This window comes from Ruegeria sp. AP11 (assembly GCF_056535865.1).
Window position 1 is genome coordinate 749,261 of sequence record NZ_JBQFJB010000002.1, and the last position, 25,430, is coordinate 774,690.

Annotated in this window: 17 protein-coding genes and 2 pseudogenes; 12 read left to right on the plus strand and 7 right to left on the minus strand. The window is 55.1% G+C overall.

Annotated elements, in window-relative coordinates; translation table 11 throughout:
- Window positions 1-12 precede the first annotated feature (12 nt).
- Entirely contained in the window at window positions 13-1,425 is a 1,413-nt protein-coding gene (locus tag ACR3E4_RS21245) for a porin family protein (protein ID WP_480536455.1), read from the plus strand.
- A 30-nt stretch (window positions 1,426-1,455) separates the two neighbouring features.
- Complete coding sequence (locus tag ACR3E4_RS21250; RefSeq protein ID WP_480536456.1) at window positions 1,456-2,613, plus strand: hypothetical protein; 1,158 nt, start codon at window positions 1,456-1,458, stop codon at window positions 2,611-2,613.
- Window positions 2,614-2,719: 106 nt separating this feature from the next.
- Here ACR3E4_RS21250 and ACR3E4_RS21255 read toward each other — a convergent pair whose 3' ends face one another.
- The 3 genes and pseudogenes from ACR3E4_RS21255 to ACR3E4_RS21265 form a co-directional block, all read right to left on the minus strand.
- Complete coding sequence (locus tag ACR3E4_RS21255) at window positions 2,720-3,565, minus strand: hypothetical protein (protein WP_480536457.1); 846 nt, start codon at window positions 3,563-3,565, stop codon at window positions 2,720-2,722.
- Window positions 3,566-3,883: 318 nt separating this feature from the next.
- Window positions 3,884-4,983: pseudogene (locus ACR3E4_RS21260) on the minus strand (IS3 family transposase).
- 359 nt (window positions 4,984-5,342) lie between these two features.
- On the minus strand, window positions 5,343-7,028 hold the full coding sequence (locus ACR3E4_RS21265; protein WP_480536664.1) for a hypothetical protein: 1,686 nt from the start codon (window positions 7,026-7,028) through the stop codon (window positions 5,343-5,345).
- Window positions 7,029-7,553: 525 nt separating this feature from the next.
- On the opposite strand from ACR3E4_RS21265, the pseudogene ACR3E4_RS21270 reads away from it, so the two are divergent.
- The 5 genes and pseudogenes from ACR3E4_RS21270 to ACR3E4_RS21290 all read left to right on the plus strand — a co-directional run bounded on the left by ACR3E4_RS21270 (window position 7,554) and on the right by ACR3E4_RS21290 (window position 12,755).
- Window positions 7,554-8,653, plus strand: a pseudogene (locus ACR3E4_RS21270) (IS3 family transposase).
- Between the two features lie 190 nt (window positions 8,654-8,843).
- The gene (locus ACR3E4_RS21275; RefSeq protein WP_480536030.1) at window positions 8,844-10,274 is read left to right on the plus strand and encodes a UbiA family prenyltransferase; all 1,431 of its coding nucleotides are present in this window, start codon (window positions 8,844-8,846) and stop codon (window positions 10,272-10,274) included.
- Window positions 10,271-10,699 (plus strand): GtrA family protein, encoded by a 429-nt coding sequence (locus ACR3E4_RS21280; protein WP_480536029.1) that lies wholly within the window; start codon window positions 10,271-10,273, stop codon window positions 10,697-10,699. The genes ACR3E4_RS21275 and ACR3E4_RS21280 overlap by 4 nt, the downstream gene beginning before the upstream one ends.
- On the plus strand, window positions 10,696-12,021 hold the full coding sequence (locus ACR3E4_RS21285; protein ID WP_480536028.1) for an FAD-binding oxidoreductase: 1,326 nt from the start codon (window positions 10,696-10,698) through the stop codon (window positions 12,019-12,021). Before ACR3E4_RS21280 ends, ACR3E4_RS21285 begins: the two co-directional genes overlap by 4 nt.
- Complete coding sequence (locus tag ACR3E4_RS21290; RefSeq protein ID WP_480536026.1) at window positions 12,018-12,755, plus strand: SDR family oxidoreductase; 738 nt, start codon at window positions 12,018-12,020, stop codon at window positions 12,753-12,755. The genes ACR3E4_RS21285 and ACR3E4_RS21290 overlap by 4 nt, the downstream gene beginning before the upstream one ends.
- An 18-nt stretch (window positions 12,756-12,773) precedes the next feature.
- Here ACR3E4_RS21290 and ACR3E4_RS21295 read toward each other — a convergent pair whose 3' ends face one another.
- The 3 genes from ACR3E4_RS21295 to ACR3E4_RS21305 all read right to left on the minus strand — a co-directional run bounded on the left by ACR3E4_RS21295 (window position 12,774) and on the right by ACR3E4_RS21305 (window position 16,703).
- Window positions 12,774-14,411 (minus strand): hypothetical protein, encoded by a 1,638-nt coding sequence (locus ACR3E4_RS21295; RefSeq protein WP_480536025.1) that lies wholly within the window; start codon window positions 14,409-14,411, stop codon window positions 12,774-12,776.
- Window positions 14,412-14,526: 115 nt separating this feature from the next.
- Window positions 14,527-15,969, minus strand: a complete 1,443-nt coding sequence (locus ACR3E4_RS21300) for a sensor histidine kinase (RefSeq protein WP_480536023.1) — start codon at window positions 15,967-15,969, stop codon at window positions 14,527-14,529.
- Window positions 15,966-16,703: a response regulator transcription factor gene (locus tag ACR3E4_RS21305; RefSeq protein ID WP_480536021.1), complete on the minus strand. Its 738-nt coding sequence runs from the start codon at window positions 16,701-16,703 to the stop codon at window positions 15,966-15,968. Before ACR3E4_RS21305 ends, ACR3E4_RS21300 begins: the two co-directional genes overlap by 4 nt.
- 219 nt (window positions 16,704-16,922) lie before the next feature.
- On the opposite strand from ACR3E4_RS21305, the gene ACR3E4_RS21310 reads away from it, so the two are divergent.
- The 4 genes from ACR3E4_RS21310 to ACR3E4_RS21325 are packed head-to-tail and all read left to right on the plus strand — an operon-like array spanning window position 16,923 to window position 21,092.
- Complete coding sequence (locus ACR3E4_RS21310; protein ID WP_480536020.1) at window positions 16,923-18,167, plus strand: ABC transporter substrate-binding protein; 1,245 nt, start codon at window positions 16,923-16,925, stop codon at window positions 18,165-18,167.
- A gap of 57 nt (window positions 18,168-18,224) precedes the next feature.
- Window positions 18,225-19,097, plus strand: a complete 873-nt coding sequence (locus ACR3E4_RS21315; RefSeq protein WP_170622510.1) for a carbohydrate ABC transporter permease — start codon at window positions 18,225-18,227, stop codon at window positions 19,095-19,097.
- Window positions 19,090-19,989, plus strand: coding sequence for a carbohydrate ABC transporter permease (locus ACR3E4_RS21320; protein ID WP_480536019.1), 900 nt, complete (start codon window positions 19,090-19,092; stop codon window positions 19,987-19,989). The genes ACR3E4_RS21315 and ACR3E4_RS21320 overlap by 8 nt, the downstream gene beginning before the upstream one ends.
- A 5-nt stretch (window positions 19,990-19,994) precedes the next feature.
- Complete coding sequence (locus tag ACR3E4_RS21325; protein ID WP_480536018.1) at window positions 19,995-21,092, plus strand: ABC transporter ATP-binding protein; 1,098 nt, start codon at window positions 19,995-19,997, stop codon at window positions 21,090-21,092.
- A 150-nt stretch (window positions 21,093-21,242) separates the two neighbouring features.
- Here the strand turns inward: ACR3E4_RS21325 and ACR3E4_RS21330 are convergent, their stop codons facing one another.
- Window positions 21,243-24,032, minus strand: a complete 2,790-nt coding sequence (locus ACR3E4_RS21330) for a bifunctional aconitate hydratase 2/2-methylisocitrate dehydratase (protein WP_480536017.1) — start codon at window positions 24,030-24,032, stop codon at window positions 21,243-21,245.
- Window positions 24,033-24,375: 343 nt separating this feature from the next.
- On the opposite strand from ACR3E4_RS21330, the gene nadA reads away from it, so the two are divergent.
- Complete coding sequence (gene nadA, locus ACR3E4_RS21335) at window positions 24,376-25,428, plus strand: quinolinate synthase NadA (protein ID WP_480536016.1); 1,053 nt, start codon at window positions 24,376-24,378, stop codon at window positions 25,426-25,428.
- Window positions 25,429-25,430 lie beyond the last annotated feature (2 nt).

Consider the following 25,430-nt stretch of genomic DNA (forward strand, 5'->3'; position numbering starts at 1 on the left):
AGTGGCCGGGACGTGAAACTCAACCCTGTCCGATTTGCGGTATTTATTGGTGCCGTGTGTATAGCGACAACAGCGGGTCATCACGCCGAGGCGCAGCGCGCACCGTTGGACACCAGTGGCACGATTTACACCTTCGGCATTGGTCAAAGGATCGAATCCGGTCGCAATCTCGGGCTCGATTTCCCGGAAGAAGGCCATGGCACGATCATCTCAACCCCGCTGTCCTTTGGCATCTCGAGCGAAACCCCGATTCAAAGCTTTAGTTTGGACGCAGTGACAGCGTTACGCTGGTCCAACCTGCCAGATCGAGGCAGCGAATTCGATATTGGGGATTCGATATTCGATCTCGACTACAGCCGTGAAAGTGCAAATGCCGGTCTGACGCTAGGGGCAGATTTCTTAAGTTACGATATCGGTTTTCTGCGCTCGTTGCGGGACTTTATCGATGAGGAAGGTGTCGTTGATCTGCCGCCGGATTTCGACGACCTGACCGGTGAAGGGACGCGGCGCGAATACGGGCTCTCGTTCCAGATGGATTTCGGGCGTCAGGATCTGGTGAACTATTTCTTTCAGGTCGAATCATACAATCTCGATTATATCGACCAGACAAACCCCGACCTGTTTGATGAACAAACCGTCAGCGCGACAGCAGGGATCGGCTTTATCCTATCGCCGCGAACAATTGCAAGCATTGAGGTCTTTGCAGAACAATATGATGAGGATGATCCCGATCAAACGGACCGCCGGACCAAAGAGATCAATTTCGGCCTGACACAAGAATTGTCCGCAGACACCCGCATTGATCTGGTACTGGGCTACACCGATATTGACGAACAACGCGACATATTGGGGGATATTCTGACCAAAGGCGTTATCGGCAGTATCGACGCCGAGCGCGATCTGCCCAACGGTGATGTTTTCTTTTCGGCCGAATCCGAGCTCGATACCGCAGGGCGCCTCAACCGCCTGCGTCTGGGCCGAAATCTCGTCGTCGCAAATGGCGACTTTTCGGCCAACCTTGGCTTTGCCTACACCAGCGACGACGACATAGAACCCATTGGAACACTGATCTATTCGCAGGAATTTGGCGCTAACGAACTACAGGTGTTCTTCGATCGTAACATCGTCGCAACCGAAGATGACGTCTTTCAGACAGCGTATATTTTTGATGTCGGCTATATCTTCGGGCTAGGCCCCTCTTCTCGGCTGGGTCTTGGTGCGACACACATCCTGACAGAAGCCACTGCTGTCGACCCTCGCGTCGAGCGCACCGACCTGAACGCCGTGTACAGCTACGAATTGGAAACCGAATGGATTGTCAACGCCGGGCTGAATTACCGAGTCCGTGACGAAGAAGGTCTGGGGCGGGCCGATAGCCCACTGGCGTTTTTGTCGATCGGGCGGGAATTCGTTTGGCGTCCATAACCGACTTCTGTTCTATTGGGCCCGTTGCTCTTGCAAAGATACATTTATTCAGTTCCCAAATTCCTGATATGGGCTTTTGCAATTTATATTGCCGTGCTTGCCTATCAGGATTTCCTTCTGGGCGGAAACTCCTGGAAACAGGGTGACTGGCTGATCAACAGTATGGAAGCGCCGATCCGTCGGGGCATTATGGGATCTCTGCTTTTAAGGGTCTCTCAAGGGCTGTCCATCGACCTCGTGCTTTTGGTCGTGCTGTTACAAATCTCGCTTTTGGTGGCAACAGTAGGCCTGATTACCCTGTCGGTCAGAAAATCCGACACGCCAGCAACACTCTGGCTTCTTATCCTGTCACCCGGTTTTTTCATCAGTTTCTGGTCGCTTGACGATCAAGGAGGGCTGCGCAAGGAACTGATCGCGTTTCTTGCTTTCGCTTTGTTGCTTTTTGCCTCCAGTCGTCCGGTTCCCGGGCGTCTCGCGATCTATTCCTCGGCCATTGTGTTTGGCTTTGCTGTCCTGTGCCACGAAGGCAACCTGTTCTTCGCGCCCTTTTTCGCCTTCGGCTACTATCTGCTGTTTTCGAAATCTGCGATGTCTCGCGGGGACTTCGTTGCACTACTGGTGATCCTTGCAGGGTCCTGCATCGCTTCCGTCGTCATCGCAATCAGCTTCGATACCGTGACCGACTATAGGACGGTCTGCCGACCTGTATTGGCAGCCGGCGTTGACGCCGAGATTTGCGCCGGAGCGATCAAAGCGCTTGAAATTCCACTCGGGGAATATGTGACAGCAACGTTCTGGATGTTTTTCTCACCCCTCGTTCTATCCTTCGTATTCTTATACGCGATAACCGCGGTTCCGATACTTCTCATCGGCAGGCACTTGATGGATGGCCGAATATTCACCCGGGCCTACGTGGCCTCGGCCTTCCTGTTTCTGCCTCTTTACGTCGTCGCTGTAGACTGGGGCCGGTGGGTCAGTTTCCACACCACAGCCGCTATCTTTACACTGCTGATCGCCCTCAGCCTCGGCTACGCGAAAAGCGACCCGGGCGGCGAGCTTCCGCCTCGGTTATTCAACATATTGCTCGGTTTCTTCCTGATCGTGGGCTTCTCACATTTCGTCGACGTGCTGTGGGGCGGCATGGCCTGGAAAGCAGTAAATGGCATACTTTACCCAGCCGCAGGATGATAAGAGTCACCCGCGCCTCACAAATCTGATTTGTACCCCTGAAAATTCGCCAAAGGTGATCCCGTTGCGAGATTACCTTTGGCTCTGACAAAACGAAGTAAAGGCGTCAGGACGGAATATATGGGCGCACAGCCTCAAACACATACGCAGAGATTTCTTCGTAGTTGTCCATGAAGACGCTATGAATGTTCTTCGTCGATACATCCGGTTTTGGCGCCTCCTGTTCGAACATCGCCGAATAAACGATCATTGCCACCAACAGGTGCAACGTGTCGTTCCCGTGCGGTGCATCGTCGATAAACCAATCACCGGCCTTCAGTGCCGAAGCCGGTGTGTTTTCCATGACCGAGACCATTGTACGGGCGACCGGGATCATCCGAATGCGAGAGGCCACTTCGGGATGACTTTCTCTGGCATGCTCCAGCAGATTGTCGAACCAGCCTGTGTAATCATATTGCGAAGTTGTTCTTTCGCGCCAACGCGCAAAGTCGCGGTTTGATCCGGAACCAGAGCTTTCGTCCAGAATTTTTCCGGCATCTGCCCAGCCTTCATAAATCCAGTAGATCGGTGCGTCGGTGACGTTCTCTTCATGGGCTTTGATGATATCGGTGACTTCATCACCCCAGGTAAGCGCCTTGCCTTCTACTGGAGGTCTGGGGATCGGACCACCGGCCACCGGGTCAGGGTTGGATCCCTGCGATCCGTATACAGGAGGGCCTGAGAAGTTATCCGTGACGATGATGACGTCTGTTATGTTTGAACGTTCGAGTGATTGCCAAGACTGGGTGGCCCCTGGCGATTGAACACCAAGTCGAAGCCAGTTCTGCTTCCAATTTGGTGGAGCCAAAGGCGGCTCAATACCGTAGCTGCCTTGAGCGCCAAAAAACTGTTCGCCATTCGCCTCAACCAACAACTTCATCATCGGGGGAACAAGATCATAGAGGCTGTTCATATACGCGCCAGTCGCCCTCCTCTGTAATACCTCACCCCGCACCAAGCTCGGCACCGAAGAAACAATGACCAGCGAAACTAGGGCTGCACTTAAAAATCGCACTTCACAAACTCCAGAAATATTTGTCTTGTCGGATAAAGATTATAGCGCATGATTGCAAAATACATCTCTAATTTATAACTTTAAACACTTGTTCGATTATTCGCTCCACTTGAACGTAATGCTGATGTCGCCCTCGGGTCATGACCCATTGATTTTCATGTTGGCGCATGGATCACCTGAGCTACTCTCCAATGTTTGGACAGGTTTTGGCGTCGTTTAAGCTACTCTCTGCTTCTGCTGATCGGGTTGTGTTTCGTCCTTTCTCAGCCAATAGATCACAGCTGGGGGTTTGCCGCCAAGTGCGGGATGGGGGCGTTTTCGGTTATAGAACTCGATCCACTTCCCGACGTCGGCTTTTACCTCCGATCCGGTATCCCAGGCATGCAAATAGACACACTCATATTTCAGGGATCGCCACAGCCGCTTGACGAAGATGTTGTCGAGGACCCGACCCTTGCCGTCCATCGAGATACGGACAGCTGATCGCCGCAGCCGATTGATCCAGGCAATGGACGAGTACTGCGATCCTTGGTCGGTGTTCATGATCTCAGGCGGGCCGAACTTGTGGATCGCCTCATTCAGCGCTTCGACGCAAAAGTCAGCCTCCAGCGTGTTTGAGATACGCCAGGCGAGCACCTTGCGGGTGTGCCAGTCCATAATCGCCACCAGATACAAGAACCCCTTACGCATTTGCAGATAGGTGATGTCTGCGACCCAGACCTGATTGGGCGAGGTCACTCGCAAGCCGCGTAACAAGTAGGGGTAGGTTTTGTGCCCCTCCGCCGCCTTGCTGGTATTGAGCTTTTGATAGATCGGCATGAGGCCCATCAGCCGCATCAGGGGGCGTAAGTGTTTTTCGTACACCAGATGGCTTTCGTTGCGCAGATGCCAGGTCATCGGCCGCACGCCAAAGAACGGCGCTTCCAGGAACTGCTCATCAATCTGACACATCAGCATCAGATTCAGCGCCGTCTCGCCCTTGGGCGTGTAATAGAATGACGACCGCAAGATCGACAGCGGCTTGCATTACTTGCCGATGGGCAGGTCCGGATTGGTTGGCTCAACCATCTTGCGCTTCACTTGCCGATCCACGGCTTGAGCTTTCGTGACAAAAAATCGTTGGCTACGGCCAACTCCCCGATCTTCGCGTACAGTTCCTTGACCTGCTCCTCGTCAATCTCAGGGGCTTTCTTGCCGCCGCGCTCAAATACGCCGGACGCACCTTCCAAGAGCGCCCGCTTGCAACTGTGGATCATCGTCGGGTGAACGCCAAACTGGCTCGCCAACTCAGCGACCGTCTGTTCACCCCTCAGCACCTAATGCGCCACCTTCGCATTGAACTCCGGCGAATGGCTCTTCCGCTTCGACATCTATGATCTCCTTCTCGTCGAAGACCAGCAGGCAACAAATCATAGCTTACGTCAGTGTCCTAATTTCAGGGAGTAGCCCAGTGTTCAAAGGCAAAGGGATGCGTGCGTGCATCCCAGTCCGTAAACGGCGAAAGACAGTCTACGATACGACAAGCATCGCAATAAGCCATGGACTAGTATAAACATCGCGCCCAACTGGCGCAAGGACTGGCGGCGCACGGTAACACGAAAAGTCAGGTCTCCGGTGGTTTTCCTATCTGCTATCACCCTCACTTCTCTTGTCAATTTCTGATTTGAGCCTTGAGCTAAGCGTCTCTTTCCGCCGCAACGATACTATAAACCTTTTGAAAGGTGGATACAAAACTCTGATCATCTGGGTTTTGAATGTACCGAGCAAGGCCCCAGTCAATCGACGATGTGTCGATAACATCTACAAGGTCGCGATTAACCAGGTCTTGGATTATGTCAGTACGCGCATAAAACAATGTATTCGCGAAGAACAAAGGTCTATAGCTCTCTAAAAAATGGGGCGAATGATAAATTCCTGAACTCTCTGACCAAATACCATGGATTTGTATAAAGTGAGGAGATTCTTTTAGAAGTTGTTCCTCGAGAAAACCATAGCCATATTTTGCAAGTTCTGGATTTGTTAAAAGCGCCAAATCCACTACAGATATCTCACTGCAACAGAGCCCCAGACCCCCAACATCCGGAGCAGCAAATTTTAGATCTCTCAGATTGGAAATGGCGGCCAAGCTCTGGACCGCTTCACCTGTCAATTTATAGTTTTCTGGAGTAATCCCATAATCGCCATAAGAAAATGGGTCTGCAGAATTCAGATTCGACACGTCTTCGCCTCTCATTTTCTGCAGTTCGTAAGCTTCAGAAAGATCTCTCATCAAAGAAAAACTCGAATGGAATGAAGCAATAACGTATCCCCCTATGGTAAGAGCGAGGATTCCAGCTACCACGCGCCTATTGTAAAAGTTTTTAAACAAATGCTCCTTACCGACCTCTAAAAAATACAGAATTGTGAACAAAAAGATTGGCAACATGGCCAACGTCATTCGCTCCGTGTAACCCCAATTTGTACCAGCAATAGCGTTAAACAGGAAGAATGAGAGAATTATAGAGACACCGGGAATTATAATTCTCTTGGGATTTACAAAAATAATCAACATAATCAAAATAGTAACTGGAACAGCGTATAACTTCAAGGCATCGACAAGCGCCGTAACTTTTCTGAACAAATCTCCGACGCCTTCAGAGCTATACGGGGGATTCATCTTCGCAGTAACAGTATTTGGAAAAAAAGATTCAAAATACAAGACTCTAAAAATCTGAAGAACTGTTAGCACAAAAACAGTAACCAATATATGTAAAAAATATCTCCGCCTCTCGGCATGATCCGAGAAAACAAATGCCAACGTTAAAGCGGTCAACAAATAAAAACCACCTTCAATTCTCGAAATAACGATAAGCGGCAAAACAAGTAGCGCAAAATTCTTGCCGCGACTTGTCAAATACACATACAAAAGAAGCAAAAAGGCGAGAGCGTGCATCTCCATGCCGTTGTAGACTTCATAATAGTTTACTGGAATAGCAAGATAAAGAGCAGCTAAAATAAAACCAAAAGCCCGCCCCACAGCCGGTCGAACCACTAAATAGATTAGAAAGGACGTACCCCAAAGAAAAATTGCCGTCAAATATCTCGACGCCTCAATAGATTGATAAAAATCTAATTCTAAATAGTAAATTATCGCACCCATCATAAAGGTGTACAGAATACTCGAACTACCCTCAACAATAGGGCTGCTTTCGGTCAAAGAAAAAGTACCATATTCAAAAATAGATCGCCCGAAGGCAAGCGTAATCGTTCCATCATCCCATGAAAATGGGCCGCCAAAATAATTGATGGCATAAGTTGCCACAATTGTTATGAAAAACAAAATAACTGGGAATAAAATATTGATAACTCGAAATTCTTTCATTATTATGTTCTCTTAAAGGCGGCTTTTGAGGTACTTTGATTGTTTTCAATGATGCTCTGCACAGGCTGCAGGAACAGTAGCCGTCCGTTTAGTTCGCCCCATCATGTTTATCGACTTGCCGGTATGCAGTTACTCTAGCGTAGCCGCAAGCACGCTGCTCGTCCAGACGGGCGACTTCGTGTTTTGCAATTCTGACGAGTATCCACCTGGGCGCGACGGGCTTGACCAGATGAATGTCGGCGTGACCTTCGGGGTCTTATCTTTTCTTTCTTGAAGGCATCGCCATCGCTTCGCTGTCAGAGGACCAGTTCTAATTCGTTTGACACACCATGTTCCCATGCGACTTTATCAAACCGCGTGGGAATGGCCGACCGCAAAAACAACGTGGCAGACTGCAGATCCAGCTATACAGAAGTAAGCTGCTGGAATTGTTTGAAACAAACGTGCTCTGAGACGCGATTTTCTGGCCATTTGTGATTAGGGTTTTCCGCGACGAATTCCTGGCTGGGAGGAGGAACGGAAGCGATGAAAGCAGCGAGATTTACGGACGCGCAGAAAGCGTTTGTTTTGAAGTAGGTTGAAGAAGATAAGACAGTTGCTGAAGTCTGCCGTGAGGCCGGGAACAGCTCGGCGACATATTTCAATTGGAAGAAGAAGTATTCGGGTATGTTGCCCCCTGACATGCGTCGTCTGCGCGAGTTGGCAGACGAGAACAGTCGCTTGAAAAGGATTGTGGCCGATTTGACGCTGGACCGGGAGATGTAGCAGGACGTCATCAAGCGAACGCTCTGAGGTCGGATCGGAAGCGCGAGCTTATTGACGGTGTCCGGGAAGTCTGGCGGGTGTCTGTCAGGCGCGCCTGCAAGGTGTTGCGGTTCGACAGATCGACCTACCAGTATGCTTCCCGCTGCACTGATCCGACCGTCCTGACACGGCGCATCAAAGAGATCTGTGAGACCCGTGTCCGTTATGGATACAGGCGCGTGTACTATGTGTTGCGCCGCGAGGGTTTACCGGTCAACGTCAAGAAAGTTTACAGGATTTACCGCGAGATGGGGCTGCAATTACGGAACAAATCGCCAAAACGGCGGGTGAAGGCCAAGCTGAGGGAGGATCGCTCGGATGCCGCGAGGCCCAATAATGTGTAGGCAATGGACTTCGCTCATGATCAGCTTGCGACTGGCCGTAAACTGCGCGTCCTGACTGTGGTCGATACATTCTCGCGCGTCTCACCCGTCATCAACCTGAAGTTCAGTTACAAGGGCGAGGATGTTGTCGCTACGCTGGATCGAGTGTGTCTGCAGATCGGCTTCCCGGCGACGATACGGGTGGATAATGGAAGCGAGTTCATCTCTCGGGATATGGACTTATGGGCCTATCAAAATGGCGTCACGCTCGACTTCTCACGCCCGGGCAAACCAACCGATAACGCCTTCGTCGAAGCATTTAACTCCAAGTTCAAAGCAGAGTGTCTGAACATGCATTGGTTCCTGTCGCTGGCAGATGCTTGCGAAAAGATGGAGGAGCGGCGTAGATACTACAACAAAGAAAGACCGCACAGCGCCATCGGGAACATCCCACCGGCAATGCTGGCAAACTCACATGACGATACCAGCAAGTCATGATGAGAAAAGGCGGAAAACTCTACGCCCAGGTGGCAGAAGGTTGGGCAGCAGAGCAGAGGCACACTAAAGGAGATTGTATAAAATTGCGCCTCGCAAGACATACATCCGCCATTTTATTTCCATAGCCATGCAAATATATATACTTGGATTATCTGACTAGCAGCTTGAGGGGCTTCGGCCATTTGTTCATATGACGAGTGAAACACCTTTACCAGTTCTGGTAGTGGATCTGGACGGAACGCTGCTGCGCTCCGACATTTTATTTGAGACTTTTTGGAGCGCATTGGGAAAAAACTGGCGGACGCCAATTCAGGCTGTCGGCGCATTGATGCAAAGCAAGGCAAAGCTGAAGCAGGACCTCGCCCAATCCGGTCCACTGGATGTGGCGACACTGCCCTACGACCCAGAGGTCATAACCTATGTAAAAAATTGGCGTGCCCGGGGCGGTCAGACGGCGCTGGTAACAGCCAGTGACGAAAACATCGCCCGGTGTGTCTTCGACCATCTGGGAATTTTCGACGAGATCTATGGATCGGACGGGGTACGCAACCTTAAAGGCCCTGCAAAAGCTTCGTTTCTGAAGAATCACTTCGAGGGCGGCTTCGCCTATATGGGCGATGCCCATGCCGATATTCCTGTATGGTCACAGGCCGAACGTGCGATCACCGTCAACGCCCCTGCTTCGCTGCGCAAAACTGTGGACAATCTGGGCCCACAGGTTGATCATCTTCAAACTCAACCCAACTCTATCAAGCCGTACATTAAAGCAATTCGTCCGCATCAGTGGCTCAAGAACATATTGGTATTTCTGCCGATGCTGGCGGCCCATCAATATGACTGGGGTACGTTTTTCGCAGCTCTGATGGCGTTCATCTCCTTTTCGATGGTCGCATCTAGCGCCTATGTCACAAATGATCTTCTGGATCTCGCTGCCGACCGGGCCCACCCGCGCAAATGCAAACGACCTTTTGCGTCAGGGGCGATTCCGATCGCACATGGCACTTGGATGGCAATTGGGATGCTGGCGCTTGGCATCGTCATCGCCGCAAGTGTCAATCTCGCCCTATTGGGGGCGATGGTCTTCTATTATGTCGCGACGACCGCCTATTCGTTGAACATCAAACGCCGGATCGTGATCGACATCATGATGCTGGCCGGATTGTACACGACACGCATCATCGCCGGTGGATACGCGACTGAAACACCACTGTCGGTCTGGCTGTTGGCGTTTTCGGTGTTTTTCTTCCTGTCATTGGCCTCGGTCAAGCGTCAGGCCGAACTGATAGACACCGCCAAACGTGGCGCGATGGAGGCTGCGGGCCGCGGATATCAGGTCGACGATCTGCCGCTGATCAGTCAGGTGGCAATCTCATCGGGTTATGTGTCTGTGCTGGTGATGGCGCTCTATATCAACTCCCCCATTGTGGTAGAGCTCTACCGGTCACCTACTGCGCTTTGGGTGGTATGCTTGATCCTGCTCTATTGGCTGACCCGCATTATCATGATCACCCATCGCGGACATATGCATGACGACCCGGTCGTGTTTGCCGCCAAGGACCGTACCAGCCAACTGTGTTTTCTGGGCATTCTGTTCTGCGCCGTCTGGGGTGCGCTGCTATGACATTGGGGGGGCTGGTCCTGCGTTATGGCGCGTTTGCAGTCGTTGCGACGATTGCAAACCTGACGACCCAACGGCTGGTTTTGCTTTGGGGCGAAAGTTTGGGCCACTTCGTAATTGCCATGGGCGCAGGTACATTCGTAGGTCTGGTTATTAAGTACCTTCTGGACAAACGCTGGATCTTCTATGATCTGTCCTCGGGCGCGGCAGCGCATGGCAAGAAATTCACGCTTTATACCATCATGGGGCTGGTCACGACCACAATCTTCTGGGGTTCCGAGACGGCCTGCTGGCTGATCTGGAAAACCGAACTTGCACGAGAGATTGGTGCCGTAATCGGCCTGACCATCGGCTATGTGGTGAAATACAATCTGGACCGGCGCTACGTGTTCACTGACGCGATGCTGTCGCTGGGGCGTGCCACATGATGCTCAGCGGCTGGGGGCGGTTTCCAGTCATCTTTGCACCGGTCGTTGACAGGCCGCGTTCCGAGGCCGACCTGACCGCGGCTTTGACCAAAGGCGGCGTCATCGCGCGCGGGAACGGGCGTGCATATGGCGACTGCGCCATCAGTCGTCGTGGCACAATCGACATGCGTCACTTCAACCGCATGATCTCGTTCGATGCGGAAACCGGCATTCTGGTTGCAGAGGCTGGTGTGTTGCTGGCGGATGTCATCACCTCTTTCCTGCCGCGCGGTTGGTTCCCTCTGATCACGCCGGGTACCAAATTCGTGACCTTGGGCGGCATGATCGCCGCCGATGTGCATGGCAAGAACCATCATCGTGACGGCTCAATGGCGGCGGCCCTTGAATGGGTCGATGTCATGGATGCCTCCGGTCAGGTGCACCGGGCATCCCGTACGGAAAACCCTGATCTGTTTGACTGGGTACCCGGCAGTATGGGGCTGACCGGAATTATCCTGCGGGCCGCCATTCAGCTTCAACCGGTCGAGACCGGCTGGATCAGGCAAACCACGATCCCGGCCCGGAACCTGTCTGAAGCGATGGAGATTTTCGAGACCTCCAACGCAAGCCCGTATTCAGTCGCATGGATCGATTGTCTCAAAGGCGGCGCAAACCGGGGCCGGTCTTTGGTTATGTTGGGCGAACACGCCCCGCGCGACATGCTGGGTGCCCGGGAAAATGTTGACCGGTACGCGCTGCGTCCCAAACGAAAAAAGAGTGTGTCCTTCGACTTTCCAGGTTTTGCCATGTCCGGCCCCGCGGTGAAGGCGTTCAACGCGCTCTACTACCGCGCTGGATTGCGCAAGGCCGGCGACAGCCTGGTGGATTGGGACAGCTATTTTTATCCTCTGGATGCGATTTTGAACTGGAACCGGATCTATGGGCGAAAAGGGTTTCTGCAATTCCAATGCGCTTTGCCGCTTGAGGCATCCAAAGCAGGTCTCGAAGCTCTGCTTGAGGCTATTTCCGAGGCTGGCGCCGGGTCATTTCTGGCTGTTCTGAAACGGTTTGGCGAACAATCCAGCAAGTTTTCGTTCCCCATGCTCGGTTACACACTGGCACTGGACTTTCCTGCCACCACCAAAAACCTCAGGTTGCTGGAACGGCTCGACCAAATTTCCATCGCCCATGGGGGCCGCTTCTATCTGGCCAAGGATGCCCGGATGACCGCACAGACATTGATCAAGAGTGATCCGCGTGTAGCGCGGTTCGTGGCACAACGTCAGGACAGCGGTGCCTCTGATACTTTTCAATCCTCCCAATCCGAAAGGCTCGTGCTATGAGCAAAGATTCCGTTCTCATTCTTGGTGCGCGCTCGGACATCGGCCTCGCGGTGGCGCATAAGTTCGCAAGCCTCGGCCATCCGATCCAGCTAGCGGCGCGCAATGTCGAAACTCTGGAACCCAATCGCGCCGACATCACGACGCGCTACAACGTCGACGTTACACTTCATACGTTCGACGCGCTGCAGCCCGATGGTTTTGCAGACTTCGTTGACGGCCTGCCAGACCTGCCAACGATCGCGGTTTGCGCCGTCGGGTTCATGGGTGAGCAATCGCAGAACGAACAGAATCTAGCAGCCTCCCGCCTTGTCATGCGTTCGAATTACGAAGGTCCGGCGGGCATTCTGGCGGAACTCGCCAACCGGTTCGAGACGCGTGGTTCCGGCACGCTGGTCGGTATCAGTTCGGTCGCCGGTCTGCGCGGGCGCGCCACAAACTATATCTATGGCTCGGCCAAAGCAGGGTTTACCGCCTTCCTGTCTGGTCTGAGGAACCGGCTGGCAAAGAAGGGTGTGCATGTGGTGACGGTGCTGCCCGGTTTTGTCGCCACGCAGATGACGGAAAACATGGACTTGCCCGAACGGTTGACGGCACAACCGATGGAGGTTGCCGATAAGATCGCCACAGCTGTCGAACGTGGTAAAAACGTGGTTTATGTCCGTTCGATCTGGTGGCTCATCATGACGATCATCTGCAACATTCCAGAGAATGTGTTCAAGAAACTGAAACTATGAGATCGCTACCCGCTGCGTTCAGGGCCCGGAAGATTCCGGGCATTTGACCTTCAGGACGTAACCGGGACTGAGCAGCGTTTCAAAAACACCAACCGGTTCATAGTCGCAGGACCTTTCGTCAAGCACTTGTCGCAACCCGTGGGTCGCCCGCCCCGGTTCTCCGGGCCAACTTGCATGGATCGAGCTAATATAGAACGTGCTGCCATCGCGGGGCGCCGCATCCAGAACAAACCGCGCCAGCGGGCGAAAATCGCCGCGTAACCGCAGCATGATGTACATTTTCGACCAGGCCGTAGGGTCATTATGCAGCATATCCTTGATCGCTTCGGAATATCGCTCGGCGTCCATCCCGTCCCATTTTGGGTCGAAATAAGACGGATCTATCGCAACGCTCTGGGTCGACAAAGATGGCGCGTAGCTGTGATGCGATATGGGTGCGCCGCGCTCGATCATCAGCGGGATCAGACGAAATGTTCCGAAATAATGCAATACCTGCGATGGCGGCAGGTCCGCCAATGTTTCGATCACCTGACTGCCTGATCCTTCGACAAGACGCGGCGGCCATTTCGTCACCACGCGCATCCCGGTCGCTGCGAAAACGCAGCACAGCACAGCCAACCCCGCAAATGCAAAGGGACGGCGATAGCTTGTGGAGCGTAAAAGGCAATCGACCACCGCCCCGGACAATACGGGGAATATCCCCAACATCCAAACCAGATGGCGCGAACTGACCGCCGGATATTTGCCAATTGCGGCAAGACCCAGAAAGACTGCCGTAATGGTGGTGACAAACAAAACCAGACCCGCTAGCTGCGATTGCTCTGACCCTTTCAAGAACGCAAGTGCGGCCAAAGCGGTCAGACACACCAATAGCAGTATGGCTGCGCCCCTAGTCTGAAACAGCTCCTGCGCGGCGTTGCCGAACCGGTACAACGCCTCCAATCCCAGCCCCCCATAAGCGTCGGGGAACGCGGTGATCTGGATTTTTGTCGCATGACCAATCTGAAGATAGTAGGCCAGAGCCAGCACAATCATCAGGCCAGCCAGCGCGATCTCTCTGACCTCAAGCTGACGCCTGAGCAGCCGTAGGATCAGAAATACACCCACCACGACACAAGAGCCTACAATGGTCGAAACGCCCAGAAGAAGACCCGCCAAAAGGATCGCAATGTCGCAAAAATTGAGTGTCGCACTCCGGTCTTTCGCGTAGATCCAGGCCGCGAAGATGGCGAACCCGGCTGCATCGAAGGCATAGAATTTCAGCATCGAGCCGTTGATCAAAAATGACGGAAGCGACAGCAACACGAACAACCCTGCCGCCAGCGGCAGAGCACGCTTGCCAAAGGCGCCGACAAGTGCCGCCGAGATCACGCACAGCGTCAGCAGGATGATGACCAGTCGCATCGAATGAATTGACAGGCCAGAGATGGAGTGAAGCAGCAGGTTGAACACCGGCGGCCCTGCCTGCTGCGCCTCGGGCAAAGGGCCGAAGGCCTGGGCCAGGTTGTCCAGCGGAAAATTCAGAAGCTGCGAAACTTCATCTATCCAGATACTGCGGTCGGTCCAGAAGTAGATTTGGACGGCCCCGAAAACCAAAACCAGAATTAAAATCAGTAAACCAATCGGGCCGTTGGGCCGGCCAATGTCCCTTTCCATGGCAGTCTCTCTGAATGTGCCTACATGGCAATGAGTAAACGAAACTGGGACAACGGGGCAAGGCGAGCGCATCAGGAGCCAGCGACCTTCTGGTGATGCGGGTCTTGTCGATGAGTTATTGCCGCGTGATCCGCAGACACGCGCGCAGGCCCTGATCTCCGACCTCGAAACTCAGCGCACCTCCGTGTTGTTCGGCAATCGTGGCGGCAATCGTCAGGCCCAGACCGAACCCATCGGAAGACCCTGTGTTCGAACCTCGCCGGAAGGGCGCCATCAGCGCCTCGATATCCGCGACAGACAAATCTGCCCCTTTGTCTTCCACCGTAATGGTCGCAGTGGTGGCGTCGGTTTCCAGTTGGACCTCGGCGCAGCGGCCGTATTTCAGCGCGTTGTCGATCAGGTTGGTCAAGGCCCGCCTGAGCGAGATTGGCCGCCCCACAACAAGCATTCGCCGAGTTTCCGTCAAAGATCCGTGCCCGCGACGGGACATGAAAACCGAAGGCGCGCCCTCAATCTCGACCGGGGCGATTTTCTGCAGCGTGACGGGCTTTTCCATATCCTGATAATCGGCGACAAGCGATTCAACCAAGGCGGTCAGCGAAATCTGTTGCGGTTCCTCAACGCTGAGTTCCGAGCGGGTGTAGGTCAGCACGCTTTCGATCATGCCGGTCATCTGGTCCACATCGGCCTCAAGCTTTTCGCGTAGTTCATCATCTGCGATCAGCGCGGCGCGCAGGCGCACACGGGTCGCTGGCGTGCCCAGATCATGGCTGACGCCCGACAGAACCGTGGCGCGCTTTTCCAGTTGCATCCGTTCGTCATCCAGATGCGCATTCACGGCCAGAACGATCTCGCGCAGTTCCGCAGGGCCGTCCGCCTCATAGCTATTCGGCCCGCCCCGGCGTTTGCGGTCGCGCAGAGCAGTGGCAAAGCGGGTGAAGCTGTCGGACACATTGCCGACCGATCCGAGAATGACCGCCAGCGCCACAACTGCTGCCAGAATGGCGGGCAGGCGCAGATCAGTGGGCGCAGCCCTGCAGCCCCAGACATCGGTGCCATCCACCCGTTGCCAGGGGCTGCGCCCGAATTGCGCGATCAGGATGGGCTCACTGCAGTAGGTTGCCAACAGCCGGGTCAGGTTGCCCAGCTTCTCGGGTCCGGTCTGATCGATGCGCGACATGATATCCGAGACTGGATAGACCAACCGATCAGACATCACCGCAAGCGTCAGTTCGCGCCCAGCCAAAGGCGCAGTGCTGTCCGTGAGGATCGAGAGGTTTGTCACAAAGCTGCGATCCGACAGTCCCGGCAATTGTTCGAATTCCCCGGCATCGGCCAGCCGAGAGATCTCGGGTGGAAGCGGCGTGATTTTGATCCCCGGCGGCGGTGTCTGAGCCACGCGCAGATCCTCATACACGGTGAACCCGGCGACATAGGCGCGAGTCAGGAAGCTATCCCATGCGCGCGCCGAGGCGAACCATAATCCGGCAGCAAGCAGGCCGGTGGTAAAGGCCGCCCCGGTCCAGATCCATCCCAGGCTGCGCAGGCGCGGTGTCATGCGTCCTCTTCCACCGACACCTCGGCGGCAAAGACATAGCCGACCCCGCGTTCCGTGCGCAGCATTTGCGGGTCTTTCGGATTAACCTCGATCTTCGAGCGCAGCCTGCCGACCAGCATATCAATGGCGCGGCCCTGCGCCTCGGGTTTGTCTGCTTCGCCTGTGACATCCAGCGCAGCGGCAATCTCATCCCGGGTTAGCGGGATATGCGGGTTGGCCAGCAAAACCTTAAGCAGCGCGGTTTCCCGTTGCGACAGCGAGACCAGATAACCTTCGGGCGAATGAACCTCGTCGCGTTTGCCATCATAGCTCCAGTCATTGAACCGAAAGCTCTTGGTCCGACGGCGATAGGCCAAAGACGGCGTGCGGCGGGCGCGCTGCATCACCGCGCGGACACGCGCGAGCAAGAGCTGCGGGTTGAACGGCTTGGCAATATAGTCGTCGGCGCCGACTTCATATCCTGCCATCCGTTGATGGTCGGCAGACAGCGCCGAGACAAGAATGATCGGCACATCCTGTTCGGCGCGCAGGCGGGCGCAGATCTCGACACCATTCTCATCGCCCAGCATCACGTCCAGCAGGATCAGATCGATCCGGCCCGCGGTCAGGTGTGACCGGACCTCGGATTCGGTGCTGGCGGGCAAGGCGATGAACCCATTCTGTTGCAGGAATTGGGTCATCATCGACCGCATCTCGGGGTCGTCATCCACCACCAAAAGTCGCGGAATGCTCACGCGGTATGTCCTCCCAATCTTTGCACCTCTGGCATCATCCATTGTAACGAACGGAAACAGATTCAATGTCAACGTAACACGCTGTAACAAAAGCAGTGAAAAACTGGGCCTCGAAAGATGCACAGTACGGATTCCGCGTTGCCAGACGCTGATCTAGTCGCAGTATTGCGGGCATCGCTGCTCCGGCAGTCAAAATACAATCTTGGGAGGAGACAAGATATGAATCGTTTTGCATTTGCCACCGTTTCGACACTGGCCGTTGCGGCCGCGTCGTCCGCTGTGGCCGAGCCGCAGGCTGAAGTTCTGCATTGGTGGACATCGGGTGGTGAAGCCAAATCAGTAGCCGTTCTGCAGGAAGAATTCGCCTCGAACGGTGGCACCTGGACCGATATGCCAGTTGCCGGTGGTGGCGGTGATGCGGCGATGACCGCACTGCGCGCACGTGTTCTGGCCGGTAACGCACCAACTGCCGTTCAGTTGAAAGGCCCCGCCATTCAGGAATGGTATGAAGAAGGCGTTTTGGCCGACATCTCCAGCGTTGCCGAGGCAGAAGGCTGGGCGGACGTACTACCCGCCTCGATTGCTGGCCACATGCAATGCGAAGGTACCTGGTGCGCGGCTCCGGTTAACGTTCACCGCGTCGACTGGATCTGGGCCAACGCCGACGTTCTGGCCGCAAACGGCATCGAGATGCCGACCACATGGGACGAATTCAACGCCGCAGCCGATAAACTGCAAGCCGCTGGTGTGATCCCGCTGGCCCATGGTGGTCAGGCGTGGCAGGACGCAACCGTCTTTGAAACCGTGGTTCTGGGCATTGGCGGACCCGAGTTCTTCCAGAAAGCACTGGTCGATCTGGACCCCGAGGCGCTGACCTCGGACACCATGGTTCAGGTCTTTGACCAGATGCGCACCCTGCGCGGATACGTGGATGAAAACTTCTCGGGCCGCGACTGGAACCTGGCGACCGCGATGGTCATGAACGGCGAAGCGGCGTTCCAGATCATGGGTGACTGGGCCAAGGGTGAATTCCTGGCGGCCGGCAAGAAGCCCGGCGAAGATTTCCTGTGCGCCTCGACCCCCGGTGACGGCTATCTGTACAACGTCGACAGCTTTGCCATGTTTGACGTGGAAGGCGACGACAAGAAAGCCGGTCAGGACCTGCTGGCCAAGCTGATCGTCGCGCCAAACTTCCAGAAAGTGTTCAACCTGAACAAAGGCTCGATCCCTGCGCGGACCGACGTGGCGCTGGATGACTTTGACATCTGCGCAAACCTGTCGGCCGAAGATATGGGGTCAACCTCGGCAGGTGGCTCGCTGCTGCCGTCCTACGCCCATGGCATGGCGCTGCGCGGTGCGCAGTCCGGTGCGATCACCGATGTTGTGACCGCGCATTTCAACTCGGATATGTCCTCGGCTGACGCGGTTCAGCAACTGGCGGACGCGGTAGCGAACAGCTACTGATCCAACACGCTCTGCCCCCTATAATGCGGGGCAGAGCATCTTTCCCCGGAGGCTAAAATGTCCGAATGGCTGGAAAACCACCTGCCCAAGGTGGTGCTGGCACCGTCGTTCATCGCCGTATTGATCTTTGTCTACGGATTTATCGGATGGACCGCATGGGTGTCACTGACCCGATCGAAACTACTGCCGAAATACGAGATCAATGGCTTCATCCAGTATGAACGCCTGTTCGACTCTCCCCGTTGGGATACGGCGATCAACAACCTGTATATCTTTGGCGCGCTGTTCATCGTCATCGCGATGGTACTGGGCCTGTTGCTGGCCATCCTGCTGGATCAGAAGATCCGCGTCGAAGGGGCGATCCGCACGATCTACCTGTACCCCATGGCGCTGTCGATGATCGTGACCGGCACGGCGTGGAAGTGGATTTTGAACCCAGGTCTGGGCATTGAGTCCATGGTGCAGGGCTGGGGCTTTACCAATTTCGAATTCGACTGGCTGGTGAACCCTGACTACGCCATCTACACCATTGTTATGGCCGCGATCTGGCAAAGCTCGGGCTTCGTTATGGCGCTGTTTCTGGCTGGTCTGAGATCGGTGGATGGCGAAATCATCAAGGCCGCGCAGGTCGATGGCATCCCCACCTGGCGCATCTATACGGCGATCATCATCCCCTCGATGGCCCCGATCTTCCTATCGGCCTTCATCGTACTGGCGCACCTCGCAATCAAGAGCTTTGATCTGGTCATCGCCCTAACGGGTGGTGGTCCGGGTTATGCGACCGATCTGCCAGCCACCTACATGTATGCCATGGCTTTTTCGCGCGGCGATATCGGTCAGGCGGCCTCGTCCGCGATGATCATGATGCTGGTCGTCTTTGCCATCGTGGTTCCCTACCTTTACTCAGAGCTGAGGGCGAAAAATGACTGATCTGTCGATGCCCCAAACCCAAACCCGCACCCAAAGCGCCGCCGGCAAGATTGCCCTGCGATGGCTACTGTATGTCCTGCTGGGCCTGTTCGCGCTGTATTACCTGATGCCGCTGTTCGTGATGTTGACCACATCGCTGAAAAGCCTTGAGGAAATCCGTACTGGCAGCCTGATTTCGCTTCCGCGCGAGGTCAGCTTTGTCGCCTGGAAAACCGCATGGTCCGGGGCCTGTACCGGTATCCAGTGCGAAGGTCTGCGCCCTTACTTCTGGAACTCGGTCCTGATCGCGGTGCCTGCGGTCGCCATCTCCACCCTGCTGGGTGCGCTGAATGGCTATGTCGTGGCGCAGTGGCGGTTCAAAGGGGCCAACATCATCTTCTCGCTGATGCTGTTCGGCTGCTTCATCCCGTTTCAGGTTGTTCTGCTGCCGATGGCGCGTCTGTTGGGCATGATGGGGATCGCCGGGACCATTCCGGGCCTGATCTTTGTCCACGTGATCTATGGGCTGGGCTTCACCACGCTGTTCTTCCGCAACTACTATGTCACCATTCCGGCCGAGCTGACCAAGGCGGCCCGTGTCGATGGGGCCGGTTTCCTGCGGATTTTCTGGTCGATCTTCCTGCCGCTATCGCTACCCATCATCGTGGTGACCGTGATCTGGCAGTTCACCCAGATCTGGAACGACTTTCTGTTCGGCGTGTCGTTCAGCCAGGCGGGGACGCAGCCCGTGACCGTAGCGCTCAACAACATCGTAAACTCCACCACCGGCGTCAAAGAGTACAACGTCGACATGGCCGCCGCGATCATCGCGGGGCTGCCGACGCTGCTCGTCTATGTCGTTGCCGGTAAGTATTTCATCCGCGGCCTGACCGCTGGCTCAGTGAAGGGATAAGACCCATGGCTCCCATCCTTGATATCAACAATCTCTATAAGAACTACGGCGCAACCGAGATTCTGAAAGACATCAACATCTCGATTGATCCGGGCGATTTTCTGGTGCTGGTTGGCCCCTCAGGCTGCGGCAAGTCCACTCTGCTGAATTGCATAGCGGGACTGGAACCGATCACAGGCGGCACGCTTTCGATTGGTGGCAACGACATGACACATGTCAGCCCCAAGGATCGCGACATCGCGATGGTGTTCCAATCCTACGCTCTGTACCCGACCATGTCGGTGGCCAAGAACATCACCTTCGGCATGAAGGTGCGTGGTGTGGATCAGGCGACGCAGGAGGCCAAGCTGAACCAGGTCGCCTCACTTCTGCAAATTGAGCAGTTGCTGAACCGCCGACCCAGCCAGTTGTCAGGTGGTCAGCGTCAGCGGGTGGCGATGGGTCGGGCGCTGGTGCGTGACCCCAAGCTGTTCCTGTTTGACGAGCCGCTGTCGAACCTCGACGCCAAGCTGCGGGTCGAAATGCGTACCGAGATCAAGAAGCTGCACCAGACGCTGGATGCTTCAATCGTCTACGTGACCCATGACCAGATCGAGGCGATGACTTTGGCCACCAAGATCGTCGTTCTGAAAGGCGGGATCGTGCAGCAGATCGGTAGCCCGGCCGAGATCTATAACAATCCGGCCAACCTGTTTGTGGCCGATTTCATGGGCTCGCCTGCGATGAATCTGATCCCGGCGCAGGCAAGTCAAAACGGTTCGGCGACGCAGATTGCCATTTCTCGGCCTTCGGGCGAGACTTTGGTATTGAACGACGCCCGCAATCTGTCTCTGCCAAAGGATGTGATCCTGGGCTTGCGCCCAGAAGACATCGCCGAGGCCGGATTCCGTGCCGGAGCCGGTGTACAGGAGGCCGAATGCATGGTCGACATGGTCGAGCCCGCCGGGGCTGATACTTATGTCGTCTCAGAACTGGGCGGCAAACAGGTCACCGCACGGCTGCATGCCGAAACCAGTGCCAAGGCCGGTGAGGTGCTGAATTTTGCCATCGACATGAGCAAAGTATCATATTTCGCGAAGGAAACGGGTGAACGGTTGAACTAGCGCCCGGCACCGACTTCACGCCGGATCGTCTGTTATGTTGGAGCTGTTCAACATTCACTCGATCCGGTCCGTGCAGCGACAATCACTGAAATGCGCAGGCAAGATCGAGCGCGCGGGCCGGTCGTCAGAACGACGACCGGCCCGGCATCTTTAGAAATGCACTGAATTGGAAGTCGCCGGATCGACCGCCGATGGCACGAAGCGAGTCAGGTCAATGCCTTCGACCGCAGCCTTGTATTCTTCTATTTTCGGTGTGCGTCCCAGAATGGCGGACAACACCACAACCGGGGTCGAAGCCAGAAGGCTCTCGCCTTTCTTGTCCGGTGCGTCTGCCACGACGCGGCCCTGGAACAGGCGGGTCGACGTGGCCAGAACCGTATCACCCTTAGCGGCTTTCTCCTGGTTGCCCATGCAGAGATTGCAGCCCGGGCGTTCGAGATACAGGATATTTTCGTACTCGGTACGCGCCTTCTGTTTCGGGAACAGGTCGTCGAATTCGAAGCCCGAGTATCTTTCGAGCACTTCCCAGTCGCCCTCTTCCTTCAATTCGTCGATGATATTGTAGGTCGGCGCCGCGACCACCAGAGGTGCCTTGAACTCGACCTTACCGGTCTCTTTCTCGAGGTTCTTCAGCATCTGAGCGACAATCTTGATGTCTCCCTTATGCACCATGCAAGAGCCGACAAAACCCAGATCCACCTGCTTTTCAGCATTGTAATAAGAGATCGGACGGATCGTGTCATGCGTATATCGCTTGGACACATCGGCGTTGTTGACATCGGGGTCGGCGATCATCGGCTCGTCGATCTGGTCCAGATCAACGACAACCTCTGCGAAGTATGTGGCATTGTCATCCGGACGCAACGCAGGCTTCTCACCCGACTTGATCTCGGCAATGCGTGTATCTGCGATGTCGATCAGCTTTTGCAGCATGCCATTTTCATGCTCCATGCCTTTGTCGATCATGATCTGAATGCGCGATTTGGCCAATTCCAGCGACCCGACCAAAGTCTCGTCATTCGAGATACAGACCGAGGCCTTAGCCTTCATCTCAGCCGTCCAGTCGGTGAAGGTAAAGGCCTGATCCGCCAGCAGCGTTCCGATATGCACTTCGATCACGCGTCCCTGGAACACGTTGTCGCCATGCTGTTCCAGCATCTGCGCCTGTGTGGCATGGACCACATCGCGGAAATCCATGTGCCCGGCCATCTTGCCCTTGAAGGTCACTTTGACCGATTCCGGGATCGGCATCGATGCCTCACCGGTCGCCAGCGCCAATGCCACGGTGCCCGAGTCTGCCCCAAAGGCCACGCCTTTTGACATACGGGTGTGGCTGTCGCCGCCGATGATGACAGACCAGTCATCCACGGTGATGTCGTTCAGCACCTTGTGGATCACATCCGTCATCGAATGATAAACGCCTTTCGGGTCACGTCCGGTGACGAGGCCGAAATCATTCATGAACTTCATCAGGCGCGGCGTGTTGGCCTGCGCCTTGGCATCCCAGACCGATGCTGTGTGACACCCCGACTGATAGGCTCCATCAACACTGGGCGCCACAACTGTCGCGGCCATCGCCTCAAGCTCCTGCATGGTCATCAGGCCAGTGGTATCCTGCGAGCCAACTATATTGACCTTTACACGCACATCAGAACCGGCATGCAGTGTCTTGCCTGGCGTTGTGCCCAAGGCATTTTTGTTGAAGATCTTCTCAACGGCAGTCAGGCCCTGCCCTTCGTGACTGATTTCCTTGGATGGCGCGAAAACCAAAGGCGCTTCAATTCCCAATGTTTCAGCCGCAAATGTCTGGAGTTTCTTGCCGAAGACAATCGCGTACGAACCCCCGGCCTTCATGAACTCCACTTTCTGCGGGGTAAAGGACGAGGATACGTCGACCAGTTCCTCTCCATCTTCGCTCAGCAGCTTGCGGTCTTTGGAGTTGATCTTGAGGACGGTGCCGGTTGCGACCGAATACTTCTCTTCAAGGATCGGGTTGCCATCATTGTTCAGGATCGCTTTGCCATCCTCGTCCACCTTCTTGACCCAGTTTTTCAGATCAAGACCGATGCCACCGGTCACGCCCACGGTGGTCAGGAAGATCGGCGAGATACCGTTGGTGCCCGCAACGATCGGGGCGAAGTTGACGAAGGGCACATAAGGGCTGGCCTGTTTGCCAGTCCACAACGCCACGTTGTTAACGCCGGACATGCGCGACGAGCCCACACCCATGGTCCCCTTTTCCGCAATCAGCATCACATGCTTGCCGGGGTACTGCAACTTCAGCGCCTCAATCTCTTGCTGCGCCTTCTCGGAAATAAAGCACTTGCCGTGCAGTTCCCGGTCTGCACGTGAATGCGCCTGATTGCCCGGCGACAGCAGATCGGTCGAGATGTCACCTTCGGCGGCAACATAGGTCACGACTTCGATCTCTTCATCGATATCCGGCAGCTTGGTGAAGAACTCAGCCTGGGCATAGCTTTCAAGGATTTCGCGCGCCTTGGAATTGCCCGCCTCGAAGGCTTCTTTCAGGCGATCGGTATCAGCGTCGTACAAGAAGACCTGCGTTTTCAGAACCTCTGCCGCCTGCGCTGCGATCTCGGCGTTGTCACTCAAAGCCAGGTCCAGAAGCACCTCAACCGAAGGGCCACCCTTCATGTGCGACAGCAATTCAAAGGCGAAGGCCACCGAAATTTCTTCGACCACCGCATCGCTCAGAACGATCTCCTTCAGGAATCGCGCCTTCTCACCGGCAGCGCTGGTCGTGCCAGGCAGCGTGTTGTAGATGAAATGGTTCAGCGACTCTGCCCGATGCGGATGATCGACATCCTTGATCTGATCAACAAGCTCTCTGACAAGCGCGCCGTCATCAATGGGCTTGGGGTGCAGGCCCTGCGCTTTGCGGGTTTCAATTTCGTCGAGGTATTCTGTGTACAGGCTCATGGCTCATTCCGGCAATTGTGGCTTGCTGGCAGATGCTCAAAGTGTAGCGAACACCTGACCAAATTTATTTGTATGCCGCGGTATACTATAATGAAGCGAGTTGCAAGTGACCTAGCGCCAAGTCTCACTCATTTTTCTACTGCATTTACTAACGCCGTTAGACCGCACGTCACAGCCAAAACCGCATTAACAGCTCTGGTCACCCTGAAATTCAGGTCAAAAAACCCAGTTGTTTCAAACTCGATCCGTACTTTGGGAAATTCGTCCAGGATAGGTGCTGGTCAATTCGCTTCAGAACCCATATTAGGAGTGTCACGCGTTTATCAGGCAGAAAACCAGTCCCGTGTTCGACCTTCCCGCGCAGCGCGCGCACCTCTCCGAAAAGTATGACCTTGCCCCGTCGCCCGAGCTTGCCGCAAGCATGAGCGATATTTATGACCGGATGTCCCGTGTGGTATCTCCGGTGGATTGGGCGGTGTACGCGCCATACGTCAAGGCGATCAACGATCTGAAGACCGAGCGGAATGCGGTCATTCTGGGTCATAATTATATGACGCCCGAGATTTACCACGGCATTTCAGATTTTGGCGGTGACAGTCTGCAACTGGCCATCAAAGCGACCGAGGTCGAGGCGGATGTGATTGTGCAATGCGGTGTGCATTTCATGGCCGAGACATCAAAGATCCTCAGCCCCGGGAAAACCGTGCTGATGCCGGATATGGAGGCCGGATGCTCTCTGGCGGAATCGATCACCGCTGAGGGTATCGCCGAGATGCGCCGCCGCTATCCCGGCGCGCCCGTCGTATCCTATGTAAACACCACCGCCGAGGTCAAAGCGGCCTCGGACATCTGCTGTACCTCGTCCAACGCGGCACAGATCGTGGCGGCGCAGGACAGCCACACTGTCATCATGACCCCCGATCAGTATCTGGCGCAGAACGTCGCGCGCGACGTGCCGCAGAAAAACGTGGTCTGGTGGGAAGGCTCGTGCATTGTGCACGAGCAGTACAGCGCCAATGACCTGCGCGATTTCCGTGAATGGAACCCGGGCACGCGTCTGATCGCGCATCCCGAATGTCCGCCGGATGTTGTGGCCGAGGCCGATTTCTCGGGCTCCACCAGCGGCATCATCAAATATGTCACCGATGAGAAACCGGAAAAGGCGCTGCTGATCACTGAATGTTCGATGGCTTCGAACATTGCCGACGCGCTGCCCGAGGTCGATTTTGTCGGCCCCTGCAACATGTGCCCGTACATGAAGAAGATCACGCTTGAAAAAGTGCTCTACGCACTCGACACCATGACCGGACAGGTCAAGGTGGATGCCGAAATCGCCAGCAAAGCAAGACTGTCGGTGCAGCGTATGATCGATCTGTCGCGCCAACTGGGTATTTGACC